Source organism: Flavobacterium sp. SORGH_AS_0622, assembly GCF_030818825.1.
Taxonomy (GTDB): Bacteria; Bacteroidota; Bacteroidia; order Flavobacteriales; family Flavobacteriaceae; genus Flavobacterium.
In genome coordinates, this window is the sequence record NZ_JAUTAX010000001.1 from 986,028 (window position 1) to 1,011,080 (window position 25,053).

Sequence of the window (25,053 nt, forward strand, 5' to 3'; positions counted from 1 at the left end):
TCTGAATTGGAGATTGTATTACTCTTGCTGTTAATTTAAAAGAAATGAAAATTAAGTAAAACAGAGTCTCGTAGCTCAGCTGGTTAGAGTACTACACTGATAATGTAGGGGTCGGCAGTTCGAGTCTGCCCGGGACTACTTTTTTAAGATTGTTAATTGTAAATTATGAATTATAAATTACAAAAGACGGAATAAAAAAAGACTGTAAGCTTGATTAAAAGGAAATTTTAGGGGTTGAGGCCTTATGAGAACTAATTCATAACTCATAACTAATAACTCATCACTAAGAAAATGGGGGATTAGCTCAGCTGGCTAGAGCGCCTGCCTTGCACGCAGGAGGTCAACGGTTCGACTCCGTTATTCTCCACAGGTCCGAAAGGACAAAAGTTCATTGACATATTGAGATAAGAAAATAATAAGAAAGTAGAAAGCGTTTTTTGTTATTAGTAACAAAAAACAAAAAAAAACGGTCATAATTGATTTTAAGACTGGTACAATAAGCAAAATAAGGGCGTATGGGGGATGCCTAGGCTCTCAGAGGCGATGAAAGGCGTGATAAGCTGCGAAAAGCTGCGGGGACGGGCACACACCGACTGATCCGCAGATACCTGAATGGGGCAACCCGCTATGCTGAAGGCATAGCACACCGATAGGTGGGCAAACCCGCTGAACTGAAACATCTAAGTAGGCGGAGGAGAAGAAAACAAAAGTGATTCCGTAAGTAGTGGCGAGCGAACGCGGATTAGCCCAAACCGGTGCTGTTACGGCAGTGCCGGGGTTGTAGGACCGCGGTATTTTATGTACAAGGAACCGGAAGCTTCTGGAAAGGGGCACCATAGAGGGTGACAGTCCCGTACGGGCAACGAGTATAATAGATAGCGGTATCCTGAGTAGGGCGGGGCACGTGAAACCCTGTCTGAATTTGGCGGGACCATCCGCTAAGGCTAAATACTCCTGAGAGACCGATAGTGAACCAGTACCGTGAGGGAAAGGTGAAAAGAACCGTGAATAACGGAGTGAAATAGATCCTGAAACCATACGCTTACAAGCGGTCGGAGCCCTTTCGTGGGGTGACGGCGTGCCTTTTGCATAATGAGCCTACGAGTTAACGTTGCTGGCAAGGATAAGTGTTTAAGACATGGATCCGCAGCGAAAGCGAGTCTGAATAGGGCGCTTTAGTCAGTAGTGTTAGACGCGAAACCGTGTGATCTACCCATGGGCAGGTTGAAGCTGTGGTAACACACAGTGGAGGACCGAACCGGTTGACGTTGAAAAGTCTTCGGATGACCTGTGGGTAGGGGTGAAAGGCCAATCAAACTCGGAAATAGCTCGTACTCCCCGAAATGCATTTAGGTGCAGCGTTATTTTAGTTATACAGAGGTAGAGCTACTGATTGGATGCGGGGGCTTCACCGCCTACCAATTCCTGACAAACTCCGAATGCTGTATAATGATTGATAACAGTGAGGGCTTGGGTGCTAAGGTCCAAGTCCGAGAGGGAAAGAACCCAGACCATCAGCTAAGGTCCCCAAATATATGCTAAGTTGAAAGAACGAGGTTTGTCTGCCCAGACAGCTAGGATGTTGGCTTGGAAGCAGCCATTCATTTAAAGAGTGCGTAACAGCTCACTAGTCGAGCGGACGAGCATGGATAATAATCGGGCATAAGCATATTACCGAAGCTATGGATTTACAGTTTACTGTAAGTGGTAGGGGAGCATTCTGACAGGGCAGAAGGTGTATCGTAAGGTATGCTGGACCGGTCAGAAAAGAAAATGTAGGCATAAGTAACGATAATGCGGGCGAGAAACCCGCACACCGAAAAACTAAGGTTTCCACAGCTATGCTAATCAGCTGTGGGTTAGTCTGGTCCTAAGGCGAACCCGAAAGGGACAGTCGATGGCCAACGGGTTAATATTCCCGTACTGCTTATTACTGTGATGGGGTGACGGAGTGATGAAAGCGCCGCGGACTGACGGAATAGTTCGTTAAAGTACCTAGCTATATTCTCTGCAGGCAAATCCGCAGAGAATGGTGAAATACGATAGTACTCGGAGTCTTCGGACAAAGAGATAGTGCGCCTAAGGGCTTCCAAGAAAAACCTCTAAACTTCAGGTAATAAGCACCAGTACCGTAAACCGACACAGGTAGTTGAGGAGAGAATCCTAAGGTGCTCGAGAGATTCATGGCTAAGGAATTAGGCAAAATAGACCTGTAACTTCGGGAGAAAGGTCGCCCCGAGCAATCGGGGCCGCAGTGAAGAGGTCCAGGCGACTGTTTATCAAAAACACAGGGCTCTGCAAAATCGTAAGATGAAGTATAGGGCCTGACACCTGCCCGGTGCTGGAAGGTTAAGAGGAGATGTTATCTTCGGAGAAGCATTGAATTGAAGCCCCAGTAAACGGCGGCCGTAACTATAACGGTCCTAAGGTAGCGAAATTCCTTGTCGGGTAAGTTCCGACCTGCACGAATGGTGTAACGATCTGGACACTGTCTCAGCCATGAGCTCGGTGAAATTGTAGTAACGGTGAAGATGCCGTTTACCCGCAGTGGGACGAAAAGACCCTGTGCACCTTTACTATAGCTTAGTATTGACCTTGGATAAATGATGTGTAGGATAGGTTGGAGACTTTGAAGGGGCGTCGCCAGGCGCTTTGGAGTCATTGTTGAAATACAACCCTTTGTTTATCTGAGGCCTAACCCCGCAAAAGCGGGGGACATTGCTTGGTGGGTAGTTTGACTGGGGTGGTCGCCTCCAAAAGAGTAACGGAGGCTTCTAAAGGTTCCCTCAGTACGCTTGGTAACCGTGCGTAGAGTGCAATGGCATAAGGGAGCTTGACTGAGAGACATACAGGTCGATCAGGTACGAAAGTAGAGCATAGTGATCCGGTGGTTCCGCATGGAAGGGCCATCGCTCAAAGGATAAAAGGTACGCCGGGGATAACAGGCTGATCTCCCCCAAGAGCTCATATCGACGGGGGGGTTTGGCACCTCGATGTCGGCTCGTCACATCCTGGGGCTGGAGAAGGTCCCAAGGGTTGGGCTGTTCGCCCATTAAAGTGGCACGCGAGCTGGGTTCAGAACGTCGTGAGACAGTTCGGTCTCTATCTACTGCGGGCGTTAGAAATTTGAGTGGATCTGATTCTAGTACGAGAGGACCGAATTGGACAAACCTCTAGTGTATCTGTTGTCCCGCCAGGGGCACCGCAGAGTAGCTACGTTTGGAAGGGATAAGCGCTGAAAGCATATAAGCGCGAAACCCACCACAAGATGAGATTTCTTTTAAGGATCGTGGAAGATGACCACGTTGATAGGCTATAGATGTAAAGGCAGTAATGTCATAGTCGAGTAGTACTAATAATCCGTAAGCTTATGTACACCCTTTTCTCTCCGCGCCGCAAGACGGGAGGGAAGAAACTTTCTAAAATATATTTACTTTTCTTTATCTCAGTATGTTAAAATATTTGCCCGTCGCGGGCAGTTATGAGTCCTGGGTTATAAGTGAGGAGTTGAAAAACAATAAACTCTGAACCAAAATCCAAAAACCATAACTAAAAACCTTAAGGTGGTTATTGCGGCGGGGCTCACCTCTTCCCATCCCGAACAGAGTAGTTAAGCCCGCCTGCGCAGATGGTACTGCAGCATTGTGGGAGAGTATGTCGCCGCCTTTTTTTCAAAAACCCTGTTTCTAATCGAAACAGGGTTTTTTCGTTTTTATTGGTTTTTAGTTTAATGTAATTTCGGATTGTATTTATTGATTTTGAATCTAAATCCTGATTTATGCTTATGCCATTAGATTTTCTTGTCATTAACCTCATTTATAAATTTAATTACTCCATTCATAAAGATTTTTTGATCATCCCACATTGCTAAGTGGCTGCCATTTGGACAATATAAGTATCGTCCATTTTGAACTAATTTACTTTGTTCTTCCATAGCTTTTGGATCCATTGTGTCGTATTTGGCTCCTATCATTAAGGTTGGAATTGTGATTTCATGTAATCTACTCTTAATATCCCATTTTGCTAATCTCCCGCTGATGCCAAATTCACTTGGACCTTGCATTAAGCTATAAATTTCTCCATTTATATGTTTGCTGGCACGATTTAATCCGTCTGGCCATTCTTTTAATCGGCACAAATGCTTTTTATAGAAATTGGATATTAGTAATTCCATATATTTTGGATTATTGAAATCTTTTTTAGCTTCTAAAGATCTTATTTCTCTAAGAATTTCTGGGTTCATTTGTTTTGCTAAAACCTCATCAGCATATTTTCCGTAATCTGGAGCACTTGCCATCATGTTAGAAACTAATAATCCTTTCATATTTTTTTGATATTTCAAGGCGTACTCCATTGCAAGAATTCCTCCCCATGAGTTTCCCAGAACATAAAAATTATCTTTATCTGCATTTATTGCTTTACGTACTTGTTCTACCTCACCGACAAATCGTTCAATTGTCCATAAACTACTATCTTTAGGCTGATCGCTGTAATAAGATCCCAACTGATCGTATTCATAAAATTCGAAGCCTTCTCGTTGAAAGAATGTTTCAAAACACTCCATATATTCATGCGTCATTGCAGGACCGCCGTGTAATAGAAGTATTTTGATTTTTGAATTATTTCCAAAACGTTTTGTCCAAACTTTAAATTCGCCAAGTGGAGTCTTTATTGGGATCATTTTTACTCCTGCAGATTCTACATTACCTTGATTGTAGCTGAAATAATTAGTAAGTTCATTCGATTGGTTTTCTTTTTTACAGGATGCTGTTAGTAAAAAAACTCCAAAGATCAGGATATAACGCATGGGTTTAAAATTTAGTAGTTTAAACTAATTTACAAATTATTTTCCATATCGATTTTTTTTCTTTTTTTTGGTGAAATTGCAATGTATTAATCTTGTAATCAGTTGGATATATTGCATTTTAAAACACTAAAAAAATCTTAAATAGATTTGAATAAAAATTTTCTTGTAGTAAATTAGTAATACTATACTTAAATAAATCATTATGAAAACGAAAATATTTTTAGCCATAGGATTGTTAAGCTTAACAATTTCGGTCAGCGCACAGAAGAAGATCGAAGTATCAGAATTGCCAAAACCAGCTCAGGAATTTTTGAAAAAACATTTTAGCGAAACGACAGTTACAAGTGCTAAGAAAGATGCAGAACACGGTGAGAAAGGTTTTGAAGTAAAATTGCAAGACGGAACAGAAGTAGAATTCTGGAAGGATGGATCATATAGAGAAGTAGACGGCGGAGACAAACCAATTCCAACTGCTTTTATTCCAGATAATATTAAAGAGTATGTGTCAAAAAATTATCCGAATGAAAAAATTACTCATATTGATTATGGGCATAAAGATTTGGATGTGGATTTAACAAATGATATTGATTTGGAATTCACTAAAGAAGGTAAAATCCTTAAAGACAAAAAAAATGGCATAAAAGAAAAATAAAATTGATATTTACTATGCTATGTTCATCTAAGTAAATCTTCAAATTAAAAGAAGGACTTATTTTAGATGGACATTTTTATTTTGAACCATTTCAGTAAAGATAATCTTGGGAGAAAATAGTTTATATTTACATTTCTATTTTTTATTTCATGGAAGAAAATAAACATGTAACGATTTACGATATTGCTGAACGATTAAATTTGGCTACATCGACCATTTCACGGGCCTTAAAAGATCATCATACCATAAGTGATAAAACAATAAAGAAAGTGAAAAAAACTGCTGAAGAAATGGGATTTGTTCCTAATACTTTAGCAGCAGGTTTGCGAGGCAATAAAACCAGAACTATTGGTGTTTTGATTCCGACTGTTACTCAGCCATTTTTGTCATCACTAATTAGCGGTATAGAAATTACAGCTCAAAAGTCGGATTATACCGTAATTATTATGCAGTCGCATGATTCTTACGAAGAAGAAGTCAATATGGCCAAATCATTATACAGCAATCGTGTAAGTGGTGTGATTTGCTCTCTTGCAATGGAAACCAGAGATACAGCTCATTTTCATCAGTTTTCAAATAATAATATTCCGTTGGTATTTGTGGACAGGGTTCCTAAAGATTATAACACTTTTAGGGTTGTTATTGATAATTATACAGCAGGGTACAAAGCTACAAAACATCTTATAGAACAAGGATGTATTCGCATTGGTCATTTAACGGCTGGTTCAGAATTAGGTAATTTGTACAACGAAAGAAAAAGAGGTTATATCGAAGCTTTGAAAGATCATAATATAGAAGTTGAAGAAGAATTGATTATTAACTTGAATTCGGTTACTTACGAAGATGGTGTAAAAGCCAGCAATGCATTGTTTGATTTAAATCCAATTCCAGACGGTTTATTTGCACCTGGAGATATCCTGGCGGTAAGTGCTGTACAGACTGCAAAGAAACGAGGTGTTAAAGTGCCAGAAGAATTCAAGGTAATTGGTTTTAATAATGATCCAATTTCACAGATTATAGATCCTAATTTATCTACAATTACACATCCCGCTGAGAAAATGGGAAAGGCAGCAGCTGACATTATTATCAAAAACCTGAAATCATCTAAAAATGACGATGCCAAGGAAATTACCTTTTTAAATACAGAAGTATTAGCTAGAGAATCTTCGCAGAAAAGTTAAAACAGGATTTTATACAAATCCAACCCAGTTAAAGCAGGATAGTTTTTATAATTATCCTGCTTTTATTTGTTTATACTAATTATTTTTTGAAAAAAAGACAGCTAAAATTTTTTTCTTAAATAACAATCTTATATTTTTACGCAACCGATTGCAATCAGTATTTTATTTCATATAATGTATTTTTTAAATTAAAATTTTGTCAAATACTTTATTGAACTATTAAATATTGATTTTTTGAAATATAATTGTAAAGAATAAATTAAAACCAATGACTTCATTAAGATTTGTTTTCTTGTTTATTTTGATTTCCTTTTCAGCTTGGGCCCAAAAGGATTATAAATTGTGGCTTCAGTACAATGTTGTGAGCAATTCTGCAATTGCTTCAGAATATAAAAACAATCTTAAAAAAATTGTAGTCTTAGGAAATTCCGAAACCATAAAAATTGCTGAAAAGGAACTCAAAATAGGATTTTTAGATTTGTTCGGAAATATTCTTGAAATTAATTCGGATATAAAAGGAGAGAACAATTTAATAATTGGTTCACAATCGAGTTTAAATGCTGAAGTTAAAAAAGAAGTACAGTCTGATTTTGATAAAATAAATACAGAAGGTTTTATTATTAAATCTATTTCCCTTAAAAGCAAAAAACAAATCATTATTACGGGTAAAAATGACATTGCAGTTTTGTACGGAGTTTTTAATTTCCTGAGAATATTGCAAACCAATAAATCAATCCAGAATTTAAATATTGTTGATTCTCCAAAAACAAATATCCGCATCTTAAATCATTGGGATAATCTCGACCGTACAATTGAAAGAGGTTATGCTGGATTTTCTTTATGGAATTGGCAGAAACTTCCTGATTTTATCGATCAGCGTTATATCGATTATGCAAGAATGAATGCTTCAATTGGAATTAATGGAACTGTTTTAAATAATGTGAATGCAAATGCTTTAATCCTGACCCCACAATATTTAGAAAAAGTTGAAGCTTTAGCGAATGTTTTCAGGCCTTATGGAATTAAAGTATATTTAACTGCAAGATTTTCGGCACCAATTGAAATTGGAAAACTAAAATCTGCCGACCCCAAAGATCCTGAAGTGATGAATTGGTGGAAAAATAAAGCAAAGGAAATTTACAAACGAATTCCTGATTTTGGCGGGTTTTTGGTGAAAGCCAATTCAGAAGGTCAGCCTGGGCCTCAAAATTACGGAAGGGATCATGTTGATGGCGCCAATATGCTTGCAGATGCAGTTGCTCCTTTTGGAGGTGTAATTATGTGGAGAGCCTTTGTATATTCAGAACACGACGCAAATGATCGTGCAAAACAGGCTTATGCCGAATTTCAGCCGTATGATGGAAAATTCAAAAAAAACGTAATTGTTCAGGTAAAAAATGGAGCAATTGATTTTCAGCCTAGAGAACCATTTCATCCTTTATTTGGTGCTATGCCGAAAACGCCTTTAATGATGGAATTTCAAATCACGCAGGAATATTTAGGGTTTAGCACGCATTTGGTTTTTCTGCCCAAATTATTTCAGGAAGTTTTAGAATCAGATACGTATCAAAAAGGAAAAGGTTCAACCGTTGCCAAAGTTATAGATGGTACTTTATATGAAAATAAACTAACTGGAATTGCTGGTGTTGCCAATATCGGCAACGATTTGAACTGGACTGGGCATCCTTTTGCACAGGCAAATTGGTATGGTTTCGGAAGACTGGCTTGGAATCCGTATTTGGATTCAGAAACGATTGCCGATGAGTGGTTGAGATGTACTTTTTCAAACGATGAAAATTTTATAAAACCAGTTAAAAAGATGATGATCTATTCGCGTGAAGCGGTTGTAAATTATATGACACCGCTTGGGCTTCATCATATTATGGATACAGGTCATCACTACGGACCGGGACCTTGGGTTTCAGATTTATCACGTCCAGAATGGAATCCTACTTACTATCATAAAGCGGACAAAAATGGAATTGGTTTCGACAGGTCAAAGTCGGGAACAAATGCCACTTCCCAATACGCGCCAGAACTAGAAAAGCTTTTTGATAATATAGAAACCTGTCCTGAGAAAGATTTATTATGGTTTCATCATATTTCGTGGGATTATAAACTGAAAAACGGTCAGACACTTTGGAACGGACTTTCGCTTAAATATCAGGAAGGTGTAAATCAGGTTACAGAGATGCAAAATGTTTGGAATAAAACAGAAAAATATATTGACTACGAACGCTTTAACGAAGTTAAAATGTTATTAGAAATCCAACAAAAAGAAGCAAAATGGTGGCGCGATGCCTGCTTATTATATTTTCAGCAGTTTTCTGGAAAAGAACTTCCTGAAGGAGTTGAAAAACCAACACAAACATTAGAATATTTTAAATCATTAAAATTCCCATTTGCGCCGGGAAATTAAATTACATAATAAATTATGAGTAAAAAAACTGCAATTGTTACAGGAGGAAATTCAGGTTTAGGTTATGCCACAGCAAAAAAACTGTGTGATAACGGAATCAAAACGTATATTATTGGCCGATCGAAAGAGAAGACCGAAGATGCTTGTCGTGAAATTGGTGAAAATGCAATTCCAGTGATTTTTGATTTGAATGATTTGGCTGGAATTCCTGCAATGATTGAAAGTCTTACAAAACATGGTTCAATAGATATTTTGGTAAATAATGCAGGAATCAATCTTAAAAAAGAAATTCCAGACGTGACGGACGAAGATTTTCTTTCGGTAATTCACACCAATCTTTTGAGTGTTTTTACAGTAAGTAGAGAAGTGATTAAAAACATGAAAGAAAATGGCGGAGGAAGTATCGTTAATATCAGTTCAATGGCATCGCAATACGGGATTCCAAAAGTAATTGCATATTCTGCAAGTAAAGGCGCAATTGAATCTATGACACGCGCAATGGCTACAGAATTGGCTCCGTCCGGCATTCGCGTAAACTGTATTGCTCCAGGATTTATTAAAACTAAAATGTCAGCGGCAGCTTTGGATAATGATCCAGAAAGAAAAAATAAAGTATTGGGAAGAACTCCAATGGGCTTTTTAGGAGAACCTTCAGATATTGCTGATGCTGTTTATTATTTTGCTTTAAACGAGTCAAAATATACAACAGGAACGATTTTGCCAGTTGATGGAGGAAATAGTATTGGGTTTTAATTGTGAAAATGTCACAAAGTCGCTAAGTCACAAAGTTGTATTTTAAAATATTTGGAAGGGAAAAACTTTGTGACTTAGTGCCTTCGTGGCGTAAAAAAAAGAAGTATGATAAAAATGCAGCAAACCATGAGATGGTTCGGTCCTAATGACAATGTAAGTTTGACTGATATTAAGCAAGCTGGAGCAACGGGAATTGTAACCGCTTTGCATCAAATTCCGGTTGGTAATATCTGGACGATTGAAGCAATAAAGGAAAGACAAGAAATCATTCGGAATTATGGATTAGAATGGACTGTGGTTGAAAGTCTGCCTGTGCATGAAGAAATAAAAAGAGCCTCAGGAAATTATCTGCAATACATCGAAAATTATAAAATTAGTTTAAGAAATCTGGCAGAATGCGGTATCAAAATTATCACCTATAATTTTATGCCGATTTTGGACTGGGTTAGAACAAATCATAATTTTATCAACGGAGATGGAAGTAAAGCCTTACTTTATAATCAGGATGCTTTTACTTATTTTGATGTTTTTCTTTTAAAAAGACCAAATGCTGAAAACGATTATTCTGAGGTTCAAAAACACAATGCCTTAAACTTTGGGAATAAACTTTCAGAAGATGAAAAAGCATTATTATTTAAAAATGTTTTGTTGGGATTGCCGGGAAGTAAGGTCAATTTTACGGCAGAACAGATTTTATCTTTATTAGATAATTATGCCAATATTGATAATGAAAAATTGAGAGAAAACTTGATTTATTTTTTATCAGAAGTTGCTCCCATTGCGGAAGAAATTGGCGCAAAATTAGCGATTCATCCCGATGATCCGCCGTTTTCTGTTTTAGGATTGCCGCGGATTGTTTCTACAGAACAAGATATTAAAGCCATTTTAGAAGCTGTTCCGTTAAATGCAAACGGACTATGTTATTGCACAGGCTCTCTGGGTGCAAATCCTAATAATAACCTGGAGAAAATGATAGACGATTTTGGAGACAGGATTCACTTTTTGCATCTTCGAAATACCATCCGCGAAAGCGAAACTATTTTCAGGGAATCAGAACATTTAAATGGTGATGCGAATATGGAAGCTATTGTAGAAAAATTATTGATGCTGATGGATAAAACAAAAATAAGCTTGCCAATGCGTCCCGATCACGGATTTCTGCATTCAGCAGATGAAACGAAAGAAACCTATCCTGGATATTCTTTGGTAGGAAGACTAAAAGGTCTTGCTGAGTTAAGAGGATTAGAAATGGGAATTGCTTATAAATTGAAATAAAATAAACTTACGGTTTAGAAGAGATAAGTGATCTATTTGTCATTCCGAGGAACGCGGAATCGCACGAGAAACTCTGCATAGAATATCGCTAATCTTGTCAAATCCTGAGTGCAATTTCTCCTTACTTCGAAATGATAAAACTGTGATCGTAGATTAGATAAAAACTATTAACTATTAAACCAAATATATGAAATTTATTAAACCTTATTTATTTGCCGTCACAACTTTACTGACTGTAAGCTGTACATCTCAAAAAGAAACCGCTTCACTAAAAGATGTTTACAAGAATGATTTTTACATAGGAACAGCTTTAAGTGCAGATCAAATCGAACAAAAAGATGCCAAAGTAGATTCGTTGATTAAAAAAGAATTTAATGCAATTACAGCAGAAAATATCATGAAATCAATGTTCACGCATCCGCAGAAAGATAAATATGATTTTGTTTTATCAGATAAATTTGTGGAATATGGCGAGAAAAACAAAATGTTTATTCATGGGCACACTTTGATTTGGCACAGTCAATTAGCGCCGTGGATGGAGAAAATTACAGACAGCACAGAAATGAAAGCTTTTATGAAAGATCATATCAAAACTATTGTTTCTAAGTACAAAGGAAGAATCAATTCTTGGGATGTTGTAAATGAAGCTTTAAACGATGACGGTACTTTGAGACAGTCTGTTTTTTTGAAAGCACTGGGCGAAAAATATTTAGTTGATGCTTTTAAACTGGCAGAAAAGGCAGATCCAAAAGCAGAGTTATATTACAACGATTATAATATCGAAGAACCTGCAAAACGAGCTGGAGCGATTGCTTTAATAAAAAGAATAAAAGCCGAAGGCGGAAAAGTTGATGGTGTTGGGATTCAAGGACATTGGAGGCTGCAAAGTCCATCGATTGAAGAAATCGAGAAAAGTATTTTAGAATATTCTGCATTGGGAATTAAAGTTGCTTTTACAGAATTGGATATTACGGTTTTACCAAATCCGTGGGATTTAAAAGGAGCAGATGTCAATCAGAAATTTGAGGGAAATCCAAAAATGAATCCGTATTCTGAAAAGTTGCCAGATTCTATTCAAACAAAATTAGCAGAACGCTATGCATCTATTTTTAAATTATTTTTAAAACACAAAGACAAAATTAGCCGAGTTACTTTTTGGGGTGTTTACGATGGGCAATCCTGGTTAAATGACTGGCCAATTAAAGGCAGAACCAATTATCCGCTGCCCTTTGATGTTAATTTAAAACACAAACCTGCTTACGATAGTATTTTGAAGTTAAAAAATGCTGAAGAATAATTAGTTAAATATTGTTTCTATTAGAAAATTACTAACAAGCGGTTGTTTTTTAAAATATTATTGAAATAAAGTAAACTAAATTTGCATAATATGTTTTTTTATCTAATTTTACACAACCGATTGTTTTAATAAAGATTTTATTTCTGTAAGGTTAGAAAACCTTGCAGTAATGACTAAAAAAGCAGTTCGAACTAAGACCTACAACGTTTTGAAAACTTGCAGGAGAGAAGCTAACTAATCACAAAACCACTAATGACTAACATTTCACAAAAATTATCTATCAAAGAAAAAATTGGGTACAGCTTGGGAGACCTAGCTGCCAATTTAGTTTTTCAGACTTTGATGACATATCTGGCTTATTTCTACACTGATATTTACGGCTTATCGCCAACAGATTCATCTATTATAATGCTCGTCGTTGGGTTAGTTGCCGCTTTTATTTTTAATCCAATTATTGGAGTTTTAGCAGATAGAACCAGTACAAAATGGGGAAAATTCAGACCGTGGATTTTAGCAACTGCAATTCCGCTTGGAGTAGTAGCATTATTAGCCTTTTCAACTCCAGATTTCTCTTATAAAGGAAAAGTAATTTACGCAGTAGTAACTTATACTTTATTACTACTTTTTTATGCAGGAAATAATCTGCCTTATTCTGCTTTGAGCGGCGTTATAACAGGCGATATGTCCGAAAGAAACAGTATGTCTTCCTATCGTTTTGTAGCGGTTATGTTTGCTCAGTTTTTTGTTCAGGTTTTTATGCTTGGAATTATAAAAAGTGCAGGAAACGGAGACAAGGCAATTGGCATTGAAAAAGTAATGACAGTTCTAGCAGTTATTGGAACCATCATGCTTTTAATTACATTTTTGACTACCAAAGAAAGGATTATTCCAAAACCAGAACAAAAATCGAGTGTAAAAGAAGATTTAGGCGACCTAGTCAAAAACAGACCTTGGGTAATTATGCTTTCTCTTACTACTTTGGTTTTCATTACCTTGGCGATGAAAGGCGGTTCGTATGTTTATTATTTTGAAAACTATGTAGATAAAGAGCAGTTGGCAGTTTTTATTCAGCCTATTTTGGATACTTTATCAAATATAGGGTTGAATCATTTTGGAAATGATCCCGTTTCTGCAGGATTTGGATTGTTTAATGCCGGCGGAATTATATTTATGATCGTCGGAATTACATTATCTAAAAACCTGGCAGATAAATACGGAAAGCGAAATGTATTCAGATTGTTTTTATTTATTTCAACCTTATTTATTATCGCATTCTATTTCTACCCTCCAACATCAGTCAGATTGATGTTTTTCTCCCAAATTTTACATGGATTTTTCTACGGAATCACGATTCCAATTCTTTGGGCGATGATTGCTGATGTAGCTGATTATTCAGAATGGCTGAACAACCGCCGAGCAACTGCAATTATTTTCTCTGCAATGATGGTAGGTTTAAAAGCAGGATTGAGTATTGGCGGAGCCTTAACAACATTGTTTCTAGGTTATTTTCATTACGCTCCAAATTCGGCTGTACAGACAGAAACTGCCATTAACGGAATCAAATTATTGGTCAGCATCTTTCCTGCAATTCCATTTTTAATTGGAGCTGGATTATTGTTTTTCTATAAAATAAATAAACAGATGGAAGTGCAGATTGAAACAGAATTAAAAGAAAGAAGAACTTAATTATTAAACAAAGATATCACTATGCCTGAAGATAGTATTGAACAAATTAATTTCGAAGAAATTAATAAACTGGCAATTTCAAAGCCTTTAGTATCTCATATTTATACTGCAGATCCGTCTGCGCATGTATTTAATGGTAAAATTTATATTTATCCGTCGCATGATATTGATGCGGGAATTCCTTTTAACGATAATGGAGATCATTTCGGAATGGAAGATTATCATGTTTTCTCGATGGATGACATTTCATCAAAAGCCGTTGATAATGGTGTTGCACTTCATGTGAATGATGTTCGATGGGCCGAAAAACAAATGTGGGCGCCAGATGCTGCGCATAAAAACGGAAAATATTATTTGTATTTCCCTGCCAAACGTGCCAACGGAATTTTTCAGATTGGAGTTGCTGTAAGTGATTCTCCAATTGGGCCTTTTTTACCTCAGCCAGACGCCATAAAAGGAAGTTACAGCATTGATCCTGCGGTTTTTGAAGACGAAGACGGAAAGCATTATATATATTTTGGCGGTATTTGGGGCGGGCAATTACAGAAATATAGAAATAACAAATACAATCAAAATAACGAAGAGCCTTCTGGAAATGAACCTGCTTTAGGACCAATCGTAGCTTTGCTTCGTGATGATATGCTTGAGTTTGCAGAAGATCCAAGAGAAATTAAAATTCTGGATGAAAACGGAAAAGATCTTTTAGCAGGGGATAACGACCGTCGTTTCTTTGAAGCTTCATGGGTTCATAAGTACAACGGAAAATATTATTTCTCGTATTCTACAGGTGACACGCATTTTATTTGTTATGCTATTGGCGATAATCCTTATGGACCATTTACGTATCAGGGAAGAATCTTGAATCCGGTTGTAGGATGGACGTCGCATCATTCAATTTGTGAAGTTGAAGGTGAATGGTATTTGTTTTATCACGATTCGAGTTTGTCAAAAGGTGTGACGCATTTAAGAAGCATGAAAGTTACCAAAATCGATTATCTTGAAGATGGTTCGATAGTGACGATTGATCCTTATGGGATAAGGAGATTGTTTGATTAGGATTTTTTAGTATAAAAAAATTTCACAAAAATCACAATCGGTTGTGTTGTTTGAAGTTTGAAATGAAATTTGAAGTTTGAAATGAAATAATATAATAATAGGTCGCTCAGCTAGAGCTTTGTGACGATGGATGTCTTCTGGAGCTTTAGAGAAATTGATTTATAAATAATTCTAGTATTCCCAGCGGGGCGAAAATTTATAGAAACATTTATTGTATTTGTAAGGAACTCCAAACGAGCGAAATATATCTGGAAAATATTTCGCTCCCTCCGAAGCTATTAAAATTATATAGAAAAGAATATCTAGCTTTTTTTTTGAAAACCGTCTGCGTGAGGGATAGTAGTGGAAAGCCCACAGCCTGACGAAGGAAGAGCGAGGACTTGAAGCGGATAGCCCGGCCGAAGGACACGCCCAAAATTATTTTGATTTAAAAATTAACAATTTTAATGTCAAAAAGAATTTTTTATAAAAGATTTTTATCTACTTTAGCATAACAGAACGGAACAGAACGGTATGCTAAAAGAAGAAGAAAAATTTGAATTTATAATCAATCATGATAGTGATATCCCGAAGTACCAGCAACTGGTTGACGGAATCACAAATTCGATTGCTGAGAATATTTTGCAAAAGGGAGATTTACTTCCGTCTGTAAATGTGATTTGTAAAACGTACCAGCTTTCGAGAGATACAGTTTTTAAGGCTTATTCGATTTTGAAAGAGCAGAATGTAATTGATTCGGTTCCGAATAAGGGCTATTATGTGGCAGGCGAAACGAGAAAAGTGCTTTTGGTTTTAGACACTTTTAAAGCATATAAGGAGGTTTTATACCATTCGGTTGTGAATAATCTGCCAGACAATGTGATTATCGATGTGCAGTTTCATCATTATAATATTGATGTTTTTAAAACGATTATCAACAACGGAATCGGAAAGTATTATAAATATGTAGTGATGAATTTTGACCACGCAGCTATTGCTCCAGCTTTGTCTGCGATTTCAAACGATAAACTGCTTTTAATTGACTGGAATATTCAGGCTGGTAAAGCTAGTAATTATGTTTTTCAGGATTTTGGTAGAGCATTTTACGATTCATTGACACAAGCGGTTGATTTGTTTAAAAAGTATAAAAAAATAGATTTTGTTTATCCCGATTTTACGAATCATCCTTGGGAAACGGTTGAGTTTTTTAAGAAGTTTTGTGCTGATTTTAATTTTGAATATGAAATTATTACAGATCCTAAAAAGTTCAATATCGAAAAAGAAATTGCTTATATCAGTGTAAGTGACAGGATTCTAGGATATTTTTTGGAGCAGTGCAAAGAGAAAGATTTAGAACCTGGAAAAGACGTTGGATTTTTGTCTTATAACGAAACGCCAATGAAGAAATTTATATACAAAGGAATTTCGGTTGTGTCAACTGATTTTAAAGAAATAGGAACCAAAGCAGCGGCATTTATTACGCATGACGAAGATACTCAGTGTTATGTGCCGACAAATTTAATATTAAGAGAATCATTGTAAATTATGTATTATATCGGATATGATATTGGAAGTTCTTCTGTCAAGGCAGCCTTGGTGGAAGCAGAAACGGGTAAAAAAGTAATCGTTTTGAATGAACCGCAGAACGAAATGGAAATCCTTTCTATTCACCCAGATTGGGCAGAGCAGGATCCTGAAATCTGGTGGCAGCACATTTGTACTGCGACAAAAAGAGCAATTAAAGAATCAAATATCGATGCATCGAAAATTCAGGGAATTGGAATTTCTTACCAAATGCATGGATTGGTGATCGTGGATAAAGAAAAAAAGGCACTTCGAAATTCGATTATTTGGTGTGACAGCCGTGCGGTAGAAATTGGAAATAAGGCTTTCACCGAAATTGGAGAAGAAAAATGCATGTCGCATTTATTGAATTCGCCAGGGAATTTTACAGCTTCGAAACTGAAATGGGTAAAAGAAAACGAGCCTGAAGTTTATAAGAAAATTGATAAATACATGCTTCCGGGAGATTACATCGCTTTGAAATTGACAGGCGAAGTAACGACAACCAAAAACGGTTTATCTGAAGGAATGCTTTGGGATTATAAAGAAAATAAAGTAGCCGACTGGCTTTTGGATTACTACGGAATAGATCAGTCTTTGACGCCAAAAATTGTAGAGAACTTTACAAATCAAGGAGTTGTTACGGAAGAAGCTTCGGCAGCATCGGGTCTTCCAGCAGGAATTCCGATTGTTTACAGGGCCGGGGATCAGCCGAATAATGCTTTGTCATTAAATGTTTTGAATCCGGGAGAAGTAGCGGCAACAGGCGGAACATCTGGAGTTTTTTATGCAGTAAGCGAAATGTCTTCTGGAAAAAGCACTCGAGTAAACAATTTCGTTCACGTAAATTACGAATTGGAAACGCCGAGAGTTGGTAAACTTTTAAATATTAATGGAGCAGGAATTCAGTACAGATGGCTTCGTAATAATATGGGGAATGAAAGTTACGAAGTAATGAATGAAAAAGCTTCAAATGTTGAAGTAGGATCAGAAGGTGTTGTGGTAATTCCGTTTGGAAATGGTGCAGAGCGTATGTTCAACAACAAAAATATCGGAACACATTTTTTAAATCTAAACCTGAATATTCACAACAGCGCGCATTTGTTTAGAGCTTCTTTAGAAGGAATTGCCTTTTCATTTGTATACGGAATGGAATGTCTGAAAGATGATAATGCGACGATTAATGTCATTAGAGCTGGAAACGATAATTTGTTCCGTTCTGAAATTTTCTCTAATACTGTGGCAACTTTAATTGGCCACGAAATTGAAATTTACAATACAACAGGAGCAGTTGGTGCTGCAAGAGCGGTTGGTTTAAAAGATGGTGATTATAGCAAATTTGGAGCTAATGTGAGTGACAATGATCATGTAATGACATTTTTACCACTTCACAACAAAGAACCATATGAGACTGCTTATCAAAAATGGAAAAAAGAATTAGAATTAATATTAACAAATAAATAAAAAAATCAAATGATAGTTTTAGGAGATAAAGAATACTACAAAGGTATTGGCCAAATTAAATTTGAAGGTAAAGAATCTGATAATCCGTTGGCATTTAAATATTACAATCCAGACCAAGTCGTAGCTGGGAAAACAATGCGCGAGCACTTTAAATTTGCTATCGCTTACTGGCATACTTTCTGCGGACAAGGAAGTGATCCATTCGGACCTGGAACACAGCAATTTGCTTGGGACCAATCTTCAGATCCATATCAGGCGGCTAAAGATAAAGCAGATGCTGCTTTTGAATTTATCAGCAAAATGGGATTCGATTACTTCTGTTTCCACGATTACGATTTAATTGCTGAAGGTTCAACTTTCGCAGAATCTGAAAAACGTTTGGCATTCATTACAGATTATTTAAAACAGAAAAAAGCAGAATCTGGAATTAAATTACTTTGGGGAACTTCAAACTGTTTCTCAAATCCAAGATTTATGAACGGAGCAGCTACAAATCCTGATTTTAATGTTGTAGCGAGAGCTGGAGGACAAGTAAAATTGGCTTTGGATGCGACAATTGCTTTAGGTGGAGAAAATTATGTGTTCTGGGGAGGTAGAGAAGGTTATATGTCTTTACTAAACACAGATATGGGTAGAGAATTAGACCACATGGCGCAATTCTTAGCAATGTCTAGAGACTATGCAAGATCACAAGGTTTTAAAGGAACTTTCTTCATCGAACCAAAACCAATGGAGCCATCAAAACACCAATATGATTTTGACTCGGCAACTGCAATTGGATTCTTAAAAGAATACGGTTTAGATAAAGATTTCAAAATCAATATTGAGGTTAACCACGCTACCTTGGCACAGCATACTTTTCAACATGAATTAGAAGTGGCTGCAAAAGCTGGAATGTTAGGAAGTATCGATGCGAACAGAGGTGATTATCAAAACGGATGGGACACAGATCAGTTCCCAAATAATATTCAGGAAACGACTGAAGCAATGTTGGTTTTCTTAAAAGCTGGCGGATTACAAGGCGGAGGAGTTAACTTTGATGCTAAAATTAGAAGAAATTCTACAGATTTAGAAGATGTTTTCTTAGCTCATATTGGTGGTGCTGATACTTTTGCAAGAGCTTTATTGACTGCAGATAAAATTATCACTTCTTCTCCTTATGAAAAATTAAGAAAAGAAAGATACAGCTCTTTCGATTCTGGAAAAGGAAAAGATTTTGCTGACGGAAAATTAAACCTTAAAGATTTATATGATATCGCGAACCAAAATGGAGAATTAACACTTCAAAGCGGTAAACAAGAATTGTTTGAAAATATCATCAACCAATATATTTAATTGGTTTAGATCTTCATATCAAACCTAACAGGTTTTCAGAGCCTGTTAGGTTTCTACAAATAATATTTAGTGAGACAGCATATCTGAAATTTAAAGAGATAGTCAAATAACGGTAAGTTCTTTTGAAACTATTTTAAATATTTTTTTAAGATGAAATTTGAGAAATGTGTATTAAGATTATGACTTTTTTTTAGATTGAAATTTGATAAAAATAGCTCGAAGGTTTAGTTACTATTTTTTATAATGAAAACGAGGAAAATAAGTCAGTTTAATAAAATAATAAGAAAGCATTTTATTGAAGGTTTTTTGAAGAGCAGAATCATCGAAATGCACATTTGTTCTCACTAAAGTTTATACACAATCTTGTCATTTCGATTCCGAATCCTTGGAATCAAAACGACAAATTACAAGGTTATACTCAAAATAAACCACTATTTAATCAAATTTTTTAACCAAAAAACTATGAAATTTTTTATTGATACTGCGAATCTAGAAGATATTCGAGAAGCACAATCTTTGGGTGTCTTAGACGGCGTAACAACCAATCCGTCTTTAATGGCAAAAGAAGGCATAACCGGAAAAGAAAATATCCTTAAACATTATCTTGACATTTGTAACATTGTAGATGGCGATGTTTCTGCTGAGGTAATCTCAACCGATTATGAAGGAATGGTAAGAGAAGGAGAGGAGCTTGCTGCGCTTCATCCGCAGATTGTGGTAAAACTGCCTATGATCGGCGATGGTATAAAAGCCTGTAAATACTTTTCATCAAAAGAAATTAAAACCAATGTAACTTTAGTGTTTTCTGCAGGTCAGGCTTTATTAGCTGCGAAAGCCGGCGCAACTTATGTTTCTCCATTTTTAGGAAGATTAGATGATGTTTCTACAGATGGAATGCATTTAATTGAAGAAATCAGAGAAATCTACGATAATTACAATTACCAAACTCAAATATTATCAGCCTCAGTACGACATACTATGCATATTGTAAATTGTGCAAAAGTAGGCTCAGATGTAATGACTGGACCTCTTTCGGCAATTAAAGGTTTGTTGAAACATCCGCTAACAGATATTGGTTTGAAACAATTTGTTGAAGATGCTAAAAAAATGAATCTCTAAACTCTAAATACAGCATGGACCTAAGCCCTTTTCGCACTGAAAAGGGCTTTTTTTTTAAGTGATGCAGAGAATTTTATCAATAACAAATTTTAAAATAATGATGTAAAAACTTATTTCAAATTCTCCATCAACGTTTTCAAAAACGCAATCACCGCTTTTTTCTCATACACTTCTTTCAAAGAAATAAGCATCGCAGTTCTGGTCATGTTTTCTCCTTTTATGGGTATCGCATGCAAATCTTTTTCGTTTTCGATTGTTGTTTTAGTTAAAATGGTATGCCATTTTCCCGTTTTGATTAATTCAAGTAAAGTGGGAATATCATTAATTTCAATCGTAACTTCCGGATTGAGATTGTCTTTTTTAAAAGCTTTATTTATAAACTGTGTAGTACTGAAACCACTTGAAGGAAGTGCGAGCGGCAGAGAACTGACTTCACTCAAAGAAATACTTTTTTTAGTGCTAAATGATGTTTCGGTTGAGGTAACCAAAGCCATTGGAGATGTAAATAATTCCCTGTATTTAAAATGTGCTTCAGAAGCAATTTCTTCAAAAGTGAGAATCACATCAAGCTCAAAAAGATTTAGTTTTTGTATCAGTTCCTGCGAAGTTCCAAAGACGATTTCGAATTGAATTTTAGGATACTCTGAACTAAATAAAATCAAAGCTTTTGTAACCACATGACGAAGTGCGTATGTCACACCAATCGCTACTTTTCCATTTTCAAGATTATTCAAATCTTTTAAAAGTTCAAATCCGTCAGTTGCTTTGTTGACAGACTGCTGTGCGTAGACCGAAAATAAATCTCCTGCTTCTGTAAGTGTAATTCGTTTTCCAATTCTATTAAAAAGAGGTACTTGCAATTCATCTTCCAATTGTTTAATTTGCTGTGATAAAGTGCTTTGACTGATATGAAGCGCAGTTGCGGCTTCTGTAAAATTCAGTAATTCTTTTGCTTTCAGAAAATATTTAAGTTGTCGAAGTTCCATTTCTAAATCGGTTTTATCGATTGATTTTATCGAAAAATAAGGTTTTACAAATATAAAAAATCTTAAGAACTTTGTATTGTCGCAAAATTAAAGCAGAACAAAAATGAAAATTATAGCTTTACAAGAAGGAAATTATATAGCTAATTCTAAAAAAGAGTTTAAGCTGATTACAAAAGAAACAACCGATAAAGGTCTTAAAATGGCAATACAACCTTTTTTGGTCATTACAGATAATGATGTCATATTATTAGATTTGGGTTTAGGATTTATGAATGATGGAATTCCGTTTATTCATGAAATGCTGAAAAAGAATAATATTACACCAGACCAAATAACAAAAGTTTTAGTTTCACATCTGCATAAAGATCATATCGAAGGAATTGGTTATTTTGAGAATGGAAATTTCGTTTGTAATTTTCCAAATGCTAAGATTTACATTCAGGAACGGGAGATAGATTTTGCTTTAGAGCAAATCAATAATCCGTCTTATGTTTTTGAGATTTTAAATGAGCTGAAAAAACTGCCTAATGTAGAATTAATGCATAATGACAGCGGGCAGATTACTGATGAAATTTTCTACGAAGTTTCAGCCGGACATACCAAATATCATCAAGTTTTCTGGATCAAAGCCGATGATGAAATTGTTTTTTACGGCGCAGACGATTTGCCTCAAAAAATATACTGGTCAATGCACGTTGCTTACAAAACTGACTTTGATGGAAAACGCGCTATGGAATCACGAAAAAAATGGGAACAGCAGGCAAAAGACGAAAACTGGAAAGTGCTTTTTTACCACGATATGAAAATGCCAGTTCTGGAATTTTTTGAACAAAAAATGGAATACGTATCATAAATGAAAGATTTACAATCAATGCCTGCATTAATTATTTACGGTTCGCTGGCACCGGGCGAATCCAATCATTCTGTTATGAATCCTATTAAGGGAGAATGGCAGAAAGCAGCTATAAAAGGGAAATTGCAGGAAGGAGGCTGGGGATCATCTCTAGGATATCATGGTTTTATTCCTGTCAATGCAGAAGAGGCAGAAACTATCAATTGTTATGTGCTTTTTTCTAATGATCTAACAGCAAATTGGGATTATCTTGACGAATTTGAAGGCGACGGTTATATGCGAATTCAAACGGAATATGAACTCGAAAACGGAAAAAAGGGAACAGGATTTATTTATGCTTTAAAACAATAAAAGGAAAATTCAGATTAAATTATTTAGTCTGAATTTTTTTTTAGCTGAAAATAACAAAAACAATACACTCCTTACTTTTTCTTCTAAAGAAGAACGGAGAATAGAAAAAGCTTTAGTAATCTGAGCTTCAACCGTTTTTATAGAAACGTCTAAATGTTCTGCAATTTCAATATTAGTCAAACCTTCTTTTTTACTCAAAATAAAAACCTCTTTACATTTTGGAGGAAGATTTTGAATCTCTTTATTTACCGCATTTAAAACTCTCTGAAAAGCTTCTGAATTATCTTCCTGAACGATTCCGTTCAAAGCATCATAATATGATTTTTCTAAAGAAAATAAAGATTGATTTTTTCTGTACAAATCTATAAACTCATTGTAAGTCAGTTTGTAAAGAAAACTTTTCAAGGCATGATCCGATTTTAATCGTGTACGATGTTCCCAAACTTTAATAAAAACATTTTGCACAATGTCTTCGGCACTGTACACATTTTTGACTAAACTGTTGGCGTAAACGCAAAGTTGATGATGATAAGTATCGATTAAATAAGTATACGCCGTTTCATCTCCATTTCTGAGAGACTCAATCAGTTTATCATTATCGTTGTAATCATCAGTTTTCATAGAAACAAATATATAAATTAATAGGTTTTTGGGCTTAAATTAGACTGTATTTGGTTCAATTTTCCCGATTTTTTGATTTTCTATTTGAAAATTATTACAAATAAAAGGAGCAAAAAATGCAAAAGTAAAAACATTTACCCTTTTATTTCTATCAAATTAGTAGTGTTTGTTGAAAGAAAAAACTTGCGAAAAGAAAAAAAATCAGCAAAATGAAAAAAACTTTATCAAATTGTTAGGGTTTTGTTTTTTTGCTTCGTAATAATATTAAAAACAACAAAAATGACAGTGAAAAAATCAGAGCGGTTAATCGTTAAATTTATCACAAATCAGGCAAGTCAGGAAGAAATTGAGAAGCTGACAGAATGGTTAAAAGAAGATGAAAACCAAATTGTGTTTAAGGATTTTGTGAAAACCAATTACGCAATAGATACTGCTATGAACAATTTTGATTCTACCGAAGTAAGAAAACAGCTTTCTCAAAGAATTCAAAACGAAAATAATGTTTTTGCAAAAAGAAGATTTTCATCTTATTATAAATATGCAGCTATTTTGATTGTGGCTCTGGGAGGATTTTATCTTTATAAAAATTCAGAATCTTCACCTTCAAAGCAAAATGTAGTGATTCCGAGAGAAGATGAAATTGTACTGCAGCTAGGAAATGAATCGCAAACTCTTGATCCTAATGAAGCCAGAAATGTAACCGACAAAAATGGAAACATCATTGGTAAACAAGAAAAAAATAGATTGGTTTATAACAAAGCTTATTCTGAAGGAGAGCTGGTTTATAATGTCCTTAGAATTCCATATGGTAAAAAGTTTGAAGTGCAATTATCAGACGGCACATTGGTGCATTTAAACGCTGGGACTTCATTTCGATATCCAGTGCAATTTGTAAAAAATCAAAACCGACAAGTTTATCTTCTTGGAGAAGGCTATTTTGAAGTAGAAAAAGACAAGCAGCATCCGTTTATGATTAATACACAAAATGTAAACGTTGAGGTTTTGGGAACCAAATTTAACGTAGATACATATACTGAAAATATAAGTACTGATGTGGTTTTGGTCGAAGGAAAAGTATCGCTTTATAAAGATCAGAAAGCAAAAGAAAATCCTGTTTACTTAAAACCTGGTGAAAAAGGATCGACTATAAAAAGTCGTTCAGAAATTAAAATAGAACAAGTTAATACAGACTATTATACGGCTTGGGTAAAAGGAAGTTTAGTGTTTAAAAATGCTTCGTTTAATGATATTATCAAGAAGCTGGAACGTCATTATAATGTCACGTTTATAAACCGAAATAAAATGCTCGGAAAAGAAATTTTCAATGCTCGTTTTGATAACGAACCCATCGAAGTGGTTTTGAAATATTTTAGTGATAGTTACGCAATAGATTATATCATTGACAGGGATAAAATCACGATTAAGTAAGTTGTTAGTTATTAGTTATTAGTTGTTAGTTGTTAGTTGTTAGTTTGAATGTTAATACTCTAAAATCTGCAATCTAAAATCTAAAATCACCAATCTAAAATAAATAAAGCGCCTATGTAACAAAAGTCCAAAAATGAAATGGATCGTTATTTATAAAAAAAACCGGAAAATGCGCCAACATTTCCCGGTAGAGTAAATGCGGTCAGTTAATTAACCAACCAACATTAA

The 25,053-nt window shown here is 35.5% G+C and carries 18 protein-coding genes, 2 tRNA genes and 2 rRNA genes; 19 read left to right on the forward strand and 3 right to left on the reverse strand.

Translation table 11 applies throughout. The features are described from left to right. Positions 1-64: 64 nt before the first annotated feature. The 4 genes from QE431_RS04280 to rrf all read left to right on the forward strand — a co-directional run bounded on the left by QE431_RS04280 (position 65) and on the right by rrf (position 3,669). Positions 65-138 (forward strand) — tRNA-Ile (locus tag QE431_RS04280). Positions 139-293: 155 nt separating this feature from the next. Continuing rightward, positions 294-367 (forward strand) — tRNA-Ala (locus tag QE431_RS04285). 127 nt (positions 368-494) lie between these two features. After that, a 23S ribosomal RNA gene (locus QE431_RS04290) occupies positions 495-3,376 on the forward strand. Positions 3,377-3,559: 183 nt separating this feature from the next. Continuing rightward, positions 3,560-3,669: ribosomal RNA gene (gene rrf, locus QE431_RS04295) — 5S ribosomal RNA — on the forward strand. Positions 3,670-3,790: 121 nt separating this feature from the next. Here rrf and QE431_RS04300 read toward each other — a convergent pair. After that, the gene (locus tag QE431_RS04300) at positions 3,791-4,807 is read right to left on the reverse strand and encodes a proline iminopeptidase-family hydrolase (protein WP_307292970.1); all 1,017 of its coding nucleotides are present in this window, start codon (positions 4,805-4,807) and stop codon (positions 3,791-3,793) included. A gap of 202 nt (positions 4,808-5,009) precedes the next feature. Here QE431_RS04300 and QE431_RS04305 point away from each other — a divergent pair, with 202 nt between their 5' ends. The 12 genes from QE431_RS04305 to fsa all read left to right on the forward strand — a co-directional run bounded on the left by QE431_RS04305 (position 5,010) and on the right by fsa (position 20,586). After that, a complete protein-coding gene (locus tag QE431_RS04305; protein WP_307292973.1) occupies positions 5,010-5,459 on the forward strand; it encodes a PepSY-like domain-containing protein in 450 nt (149 codons plus the stop codon). 149 nt (positions 5,460-5,608) lie between these two features. Continuing rightward, positions 5,609-6,640: a LacI family DNA-binding transcriptional regulator gene (locus QE431_RS04310; protein ID WP_307292975.1), complete on the forward strand. Its 1,032-nt coding sequence runs from the start codon at positions 5,609-5,611 to the stop codon at positions 6,638-6,640. A 268-nt stretch (positions 6,641-6,908) separates the two neighbouring features. Next, the gene (locus QE431_RS04315; protein WP_307292978.1) at positions 6,909-9,059 is read left to right on the forward strand and encodes an alpha-glucuronidase family glycosyl hydrolase; all 2,151 of its coding nucleotides are present in this window, start codon (positions 6,909-6,911) and stop codon (positions 9,057-9,059) included. 15 nt (positions 9,060-9,074) lie between these two features. Next, complete coding sequence (locus QE431_RS04320; RefSeq protein WP_057119757.1) at positions 9,075-9,812, forward strand: SDR family NAD(P)-dependent oxidoreductase; 738 nt, start codon at positions 9,075-9,077, stop codon at positions 9,810-9,812. A gap of 114 nt (positions 9,813-9,926) precedes the next feature. Beyond that, positions 9,927-11,087, forward strand: coding sequence for a mannonate dehydratase (gene uxuA / locus QE431_RS04325; RefSeq protein WP_307300504.1), 1,161 nt, complete (start codon positions 9,927-9,929; stop codon positions 11,085-11,087). Positions 11,088-11,274: 187 nt separating this feature from the next. Beyond that, complete coding sequence (locus tag QE431_RS04330) at positions 11,275-12,384, forward strand: endo-1,4-beta-xylanase (protein ID WP_307292985.1); 1,110 nt, start codon at positions 11,275-11,277, stop codon at positions 12,382-12,384. Between the two features lie 252 nt (positions 12,385-12,636). Then, entirely contained in the window at positions 12,637-14,070 is a 1,434-nt protein-coding gene (locus QE431_RS04335) for an MFS transporter (protein ID WP_281867595.1), read from the forward strand. Between the two features lie 21 nt (positions 14,071-14,091). Continuing rightward, positions 14,092-15,126, forward strand: a complete 1,035-nt coding sequence (locus QE431_RS04340; protein ID WP_307292991.1) for a glycoside hydrolase family 43 protein — start codon at positions 14,092-14,094, stop codon at positions 15,124-15,126. A gap of 513 nt (positions 15,127-15,639) precedes the next feature. Next, positions 15,640-16,647, forward strand: a complete 1,008-nt coding sequence (locus tag QE431_RS04345) for a GntR family transcriptional regulator (protein WP_281867598.1) — start codon at positions 15,640-15,642, stop codon at positions 16,645-16,647. A 3-nt stretch (positions 16,648-16,650) separates the two neighbouring features. Then, on the forward strand, positions 16,651-18,132 hold the full coding sequence (locus QE431_RS04350; RefSeq protein ID WP_307292993.1) for a xylulokinase: 1,482 nt from the start codon (positions 16,651-16,653) through the stop codon (positions 18,130-18,132). 9 nt (positions 18,133-18,141) lie between these two features. Next, a complete protein-coding gene (gene xylA, locus QE431_RS04355) occupies positions 18,142-19,467 on the forward strand; it encodes a xylose isomerase (protein ID WP_134140400.1) in 1,326 nt (441 codons plus the stop codon). A gap of 462 nt (positions 19,468-19,929) precedes the next feature. Next, on the forward strand, positions 19,930-20,586 hold the full coding sequence (fsa, locus tag QE431_RS04360; protein ID WP_057119742.1) for a fructose-6-phosphate aldolase: 657 nt from the start codon (positions 19,930-19,932) through the stop codon (positions 20,584-20,586). 110 nt (positions 20,587-20,696) lie between these two features. On the opposite strand, the gene QE431_RS04365 is transcribed toward fsa, so the two are convergent. Further along, positions 20,697-21,572, reverse strand: a complete 876-nt coding sequence (locus QE431_RS04365; RefSeq protein WP_057119740.1) for a LysR substrate-binding domain-containing protein — start codon at positions 21,570-21,572, stop codon at positions 20,697-20,699. A 103-nt stretch (positions 21,573-21,675) separates the two neighbouring features. Here QE431_RS04365 and QE431_RS04370 point away from each other — a divergent pair, with 103 nt between their 5' ends. After that, positions 21,676-22,425: an MBL fold metallo-hydrolase gene (locus QE431_RS04370; protein ID WP_307292999.1), complete on the forward strand. Its 750-nt coding sequence runs from the start codon at positions 21,676-21,678 to the stop codon at positions 22,423-22,425. After that, on the forward strand, positions 22,426-22,776 hold the full coding sequence (locus tag QE431_RS04375; protein WP_134140406.1) for a gamma-glutamylcyclotransferase family protein: 351 nt from the start codon (positions 22,426-22,428) through the stop codon (positions 22,774-22,776). 9 nt (positions 22,777-22,785) lie between these two features. On the opposite strand, the gene QE431_RS04380 is transcribed toward QE431_RS04375, so the two are convergent. After that, a complete protein-coding gene (locus QE431_RS04380; protein WP_134140408.1) occupies positions 22,786-23,397 on the reverse strand; it encodes an RNA polymerase sigma factor in 612 nt (203 codons plus the stop codon). A gap of 279 nt (positions 23,398-23,676) precedes the next feature. Between QE431_RS04380 and QE431_RS04385 the strand changes: the two genes are divergently transcribed. Then, entirely contained in the window at positions 23,677-24,825 is a 1,149-nt protein-coding gene (locus QE431_RS04385; RefSeq protein ID WP_134140411.1) for a FecR family protein, read from the forward strand. Positions 24,826-25,053: the final 228 nt, after the last annotated feature.

What these genes read in the sequence shown, in the direction of transcription:
- QE431_RS04300 (WP_307292970.1), bottom strand. Translation starts at nt 4,807, where the DNA reads ATGCGTTATATCCTGATCTTTGGAGTTTTTTTACTAACAGCATCCTGT.
- QE431_RS04305 (WP_307292973.1), top strand. Translation starts at nt 5,010, where the DNA reads ATGAAAACGAAAATATTTTTAGCCATAGGATTGTTAAGCTTAACAATT.
- QE431_RS04310 (WP_307292975.1), top strand. Translation starts at nt 5,609, where the DNA reads ATGGAAGAAAATAAACATGTAACGATTTACGATATTGCTGAACGATTA.
- QE431_RS04315 (WP_307292978.1), top strand. Translation starts at nt 6,909, where the DNA reads ATGACTTCATTAAGATTTGTTTTCTTGTTTATTTTGATTTCCTTTTCA.
- QE431_RS04320 (WP_057119757.1), top strand. Translation starts at nt 9,075, where the DNA reads ATGAGTAAAAAAACTGCAATTGTTACAGGAGGAAATTCAGGTTTAGGT.
- uxuA (WP_307300504.1), top strand. Translation starts at nt 9,927, where the DNA reads ATGCAGCAAACCATGAGATGGTTCGGTCCTAATGACAATGTAAGTTTG.
- QE431_RS04330 (WP_307292985.1), top strand. Translation starts at nt 11,275, where the DNA reads ATGAAATTTATTAAACCTTATTTATTTGCCGTCACAACTTTACTGACT.
- QE431_RS04335 (WP_281867595.1), top strand. Translation starts at nt 12,637, where the DNA reads ATGACTAACATTTCACAAAAATTATCTATCAAAGAAAAAATTGGGTAC.
- QE431_RS04340 (WP_307292991.1), top strand. Translation starts at nt 14,092, where the DNA reads ATGCCTGAAGATAGTATTGAACAAATTAATTTCGAAGAAATTAATAAA.
- QE431_RS04345 (WP_281867598.1), top strand. Translation starts at nt 15,640, where the DNA reads ATGCTAAAAGAAGAAGAAAAATTTGAATTTATAATCAATCATGATAGT.
- QE431_RS04350 (WP_307292993.1), top strand. Translation starts at nt 16,651, where the DNA reads ATGTATTATATCGGATATGATATTGGAAGTTCTTCTGTCAAGGCAGCC.
- xylA (WP_134140400.1), top strand. Translation starts at nt 18,142, where the DNA reads ATGATAGTTTTAGGAGATAAAGAATACTACAAAGGTATTGGCCAAATT.
- fsa (WP_057119742.1), top strand. Translation starts at nt 19,930, where the DNA reads ATGAAATTTTTTATTGATACTGCGAATCTAGAAGATATTCGAGAAGCA.
- QE431_RS04365 (WP_057119740.1), bottom strand. Translation starts at nt 21,572, where the DNA reads ATGGAACTTCGACAACTTAAATATTTTCTGAAAGCAAAAGAATTACTG.
- QE431_RS04370 (WP_307292999.1), top strand. Translation starts at nt 21,676, where the DNA reads ATGAAAATTATAGCTTTACAAGAAGGAAATTATATAGCTAATTCTAAA.
- QE431_RS04375 (WP_134140406.1), top strand. Translation starts at nt 22,426, where the DNA reads ATGAAAGATTTACAATCAATGCCTGCATTAATTATTTACGGTTCGCTG.
- QE431_RS04380 (WP_134140408.1), bottom strand. Translation starts at nt 23,397, where the DNA reads ATGAAAACTGATGATTACAACGATAATGATAAACTGATTGAGTCTCTC.
- QE431_RS04385 (WP_134140411.1), top strand. Translation starts at nt 23,677, where the DNA reads ATGACAGTGAAAAAATCAGAGCGGTTAATCGTTAAATTTATCACAAAT.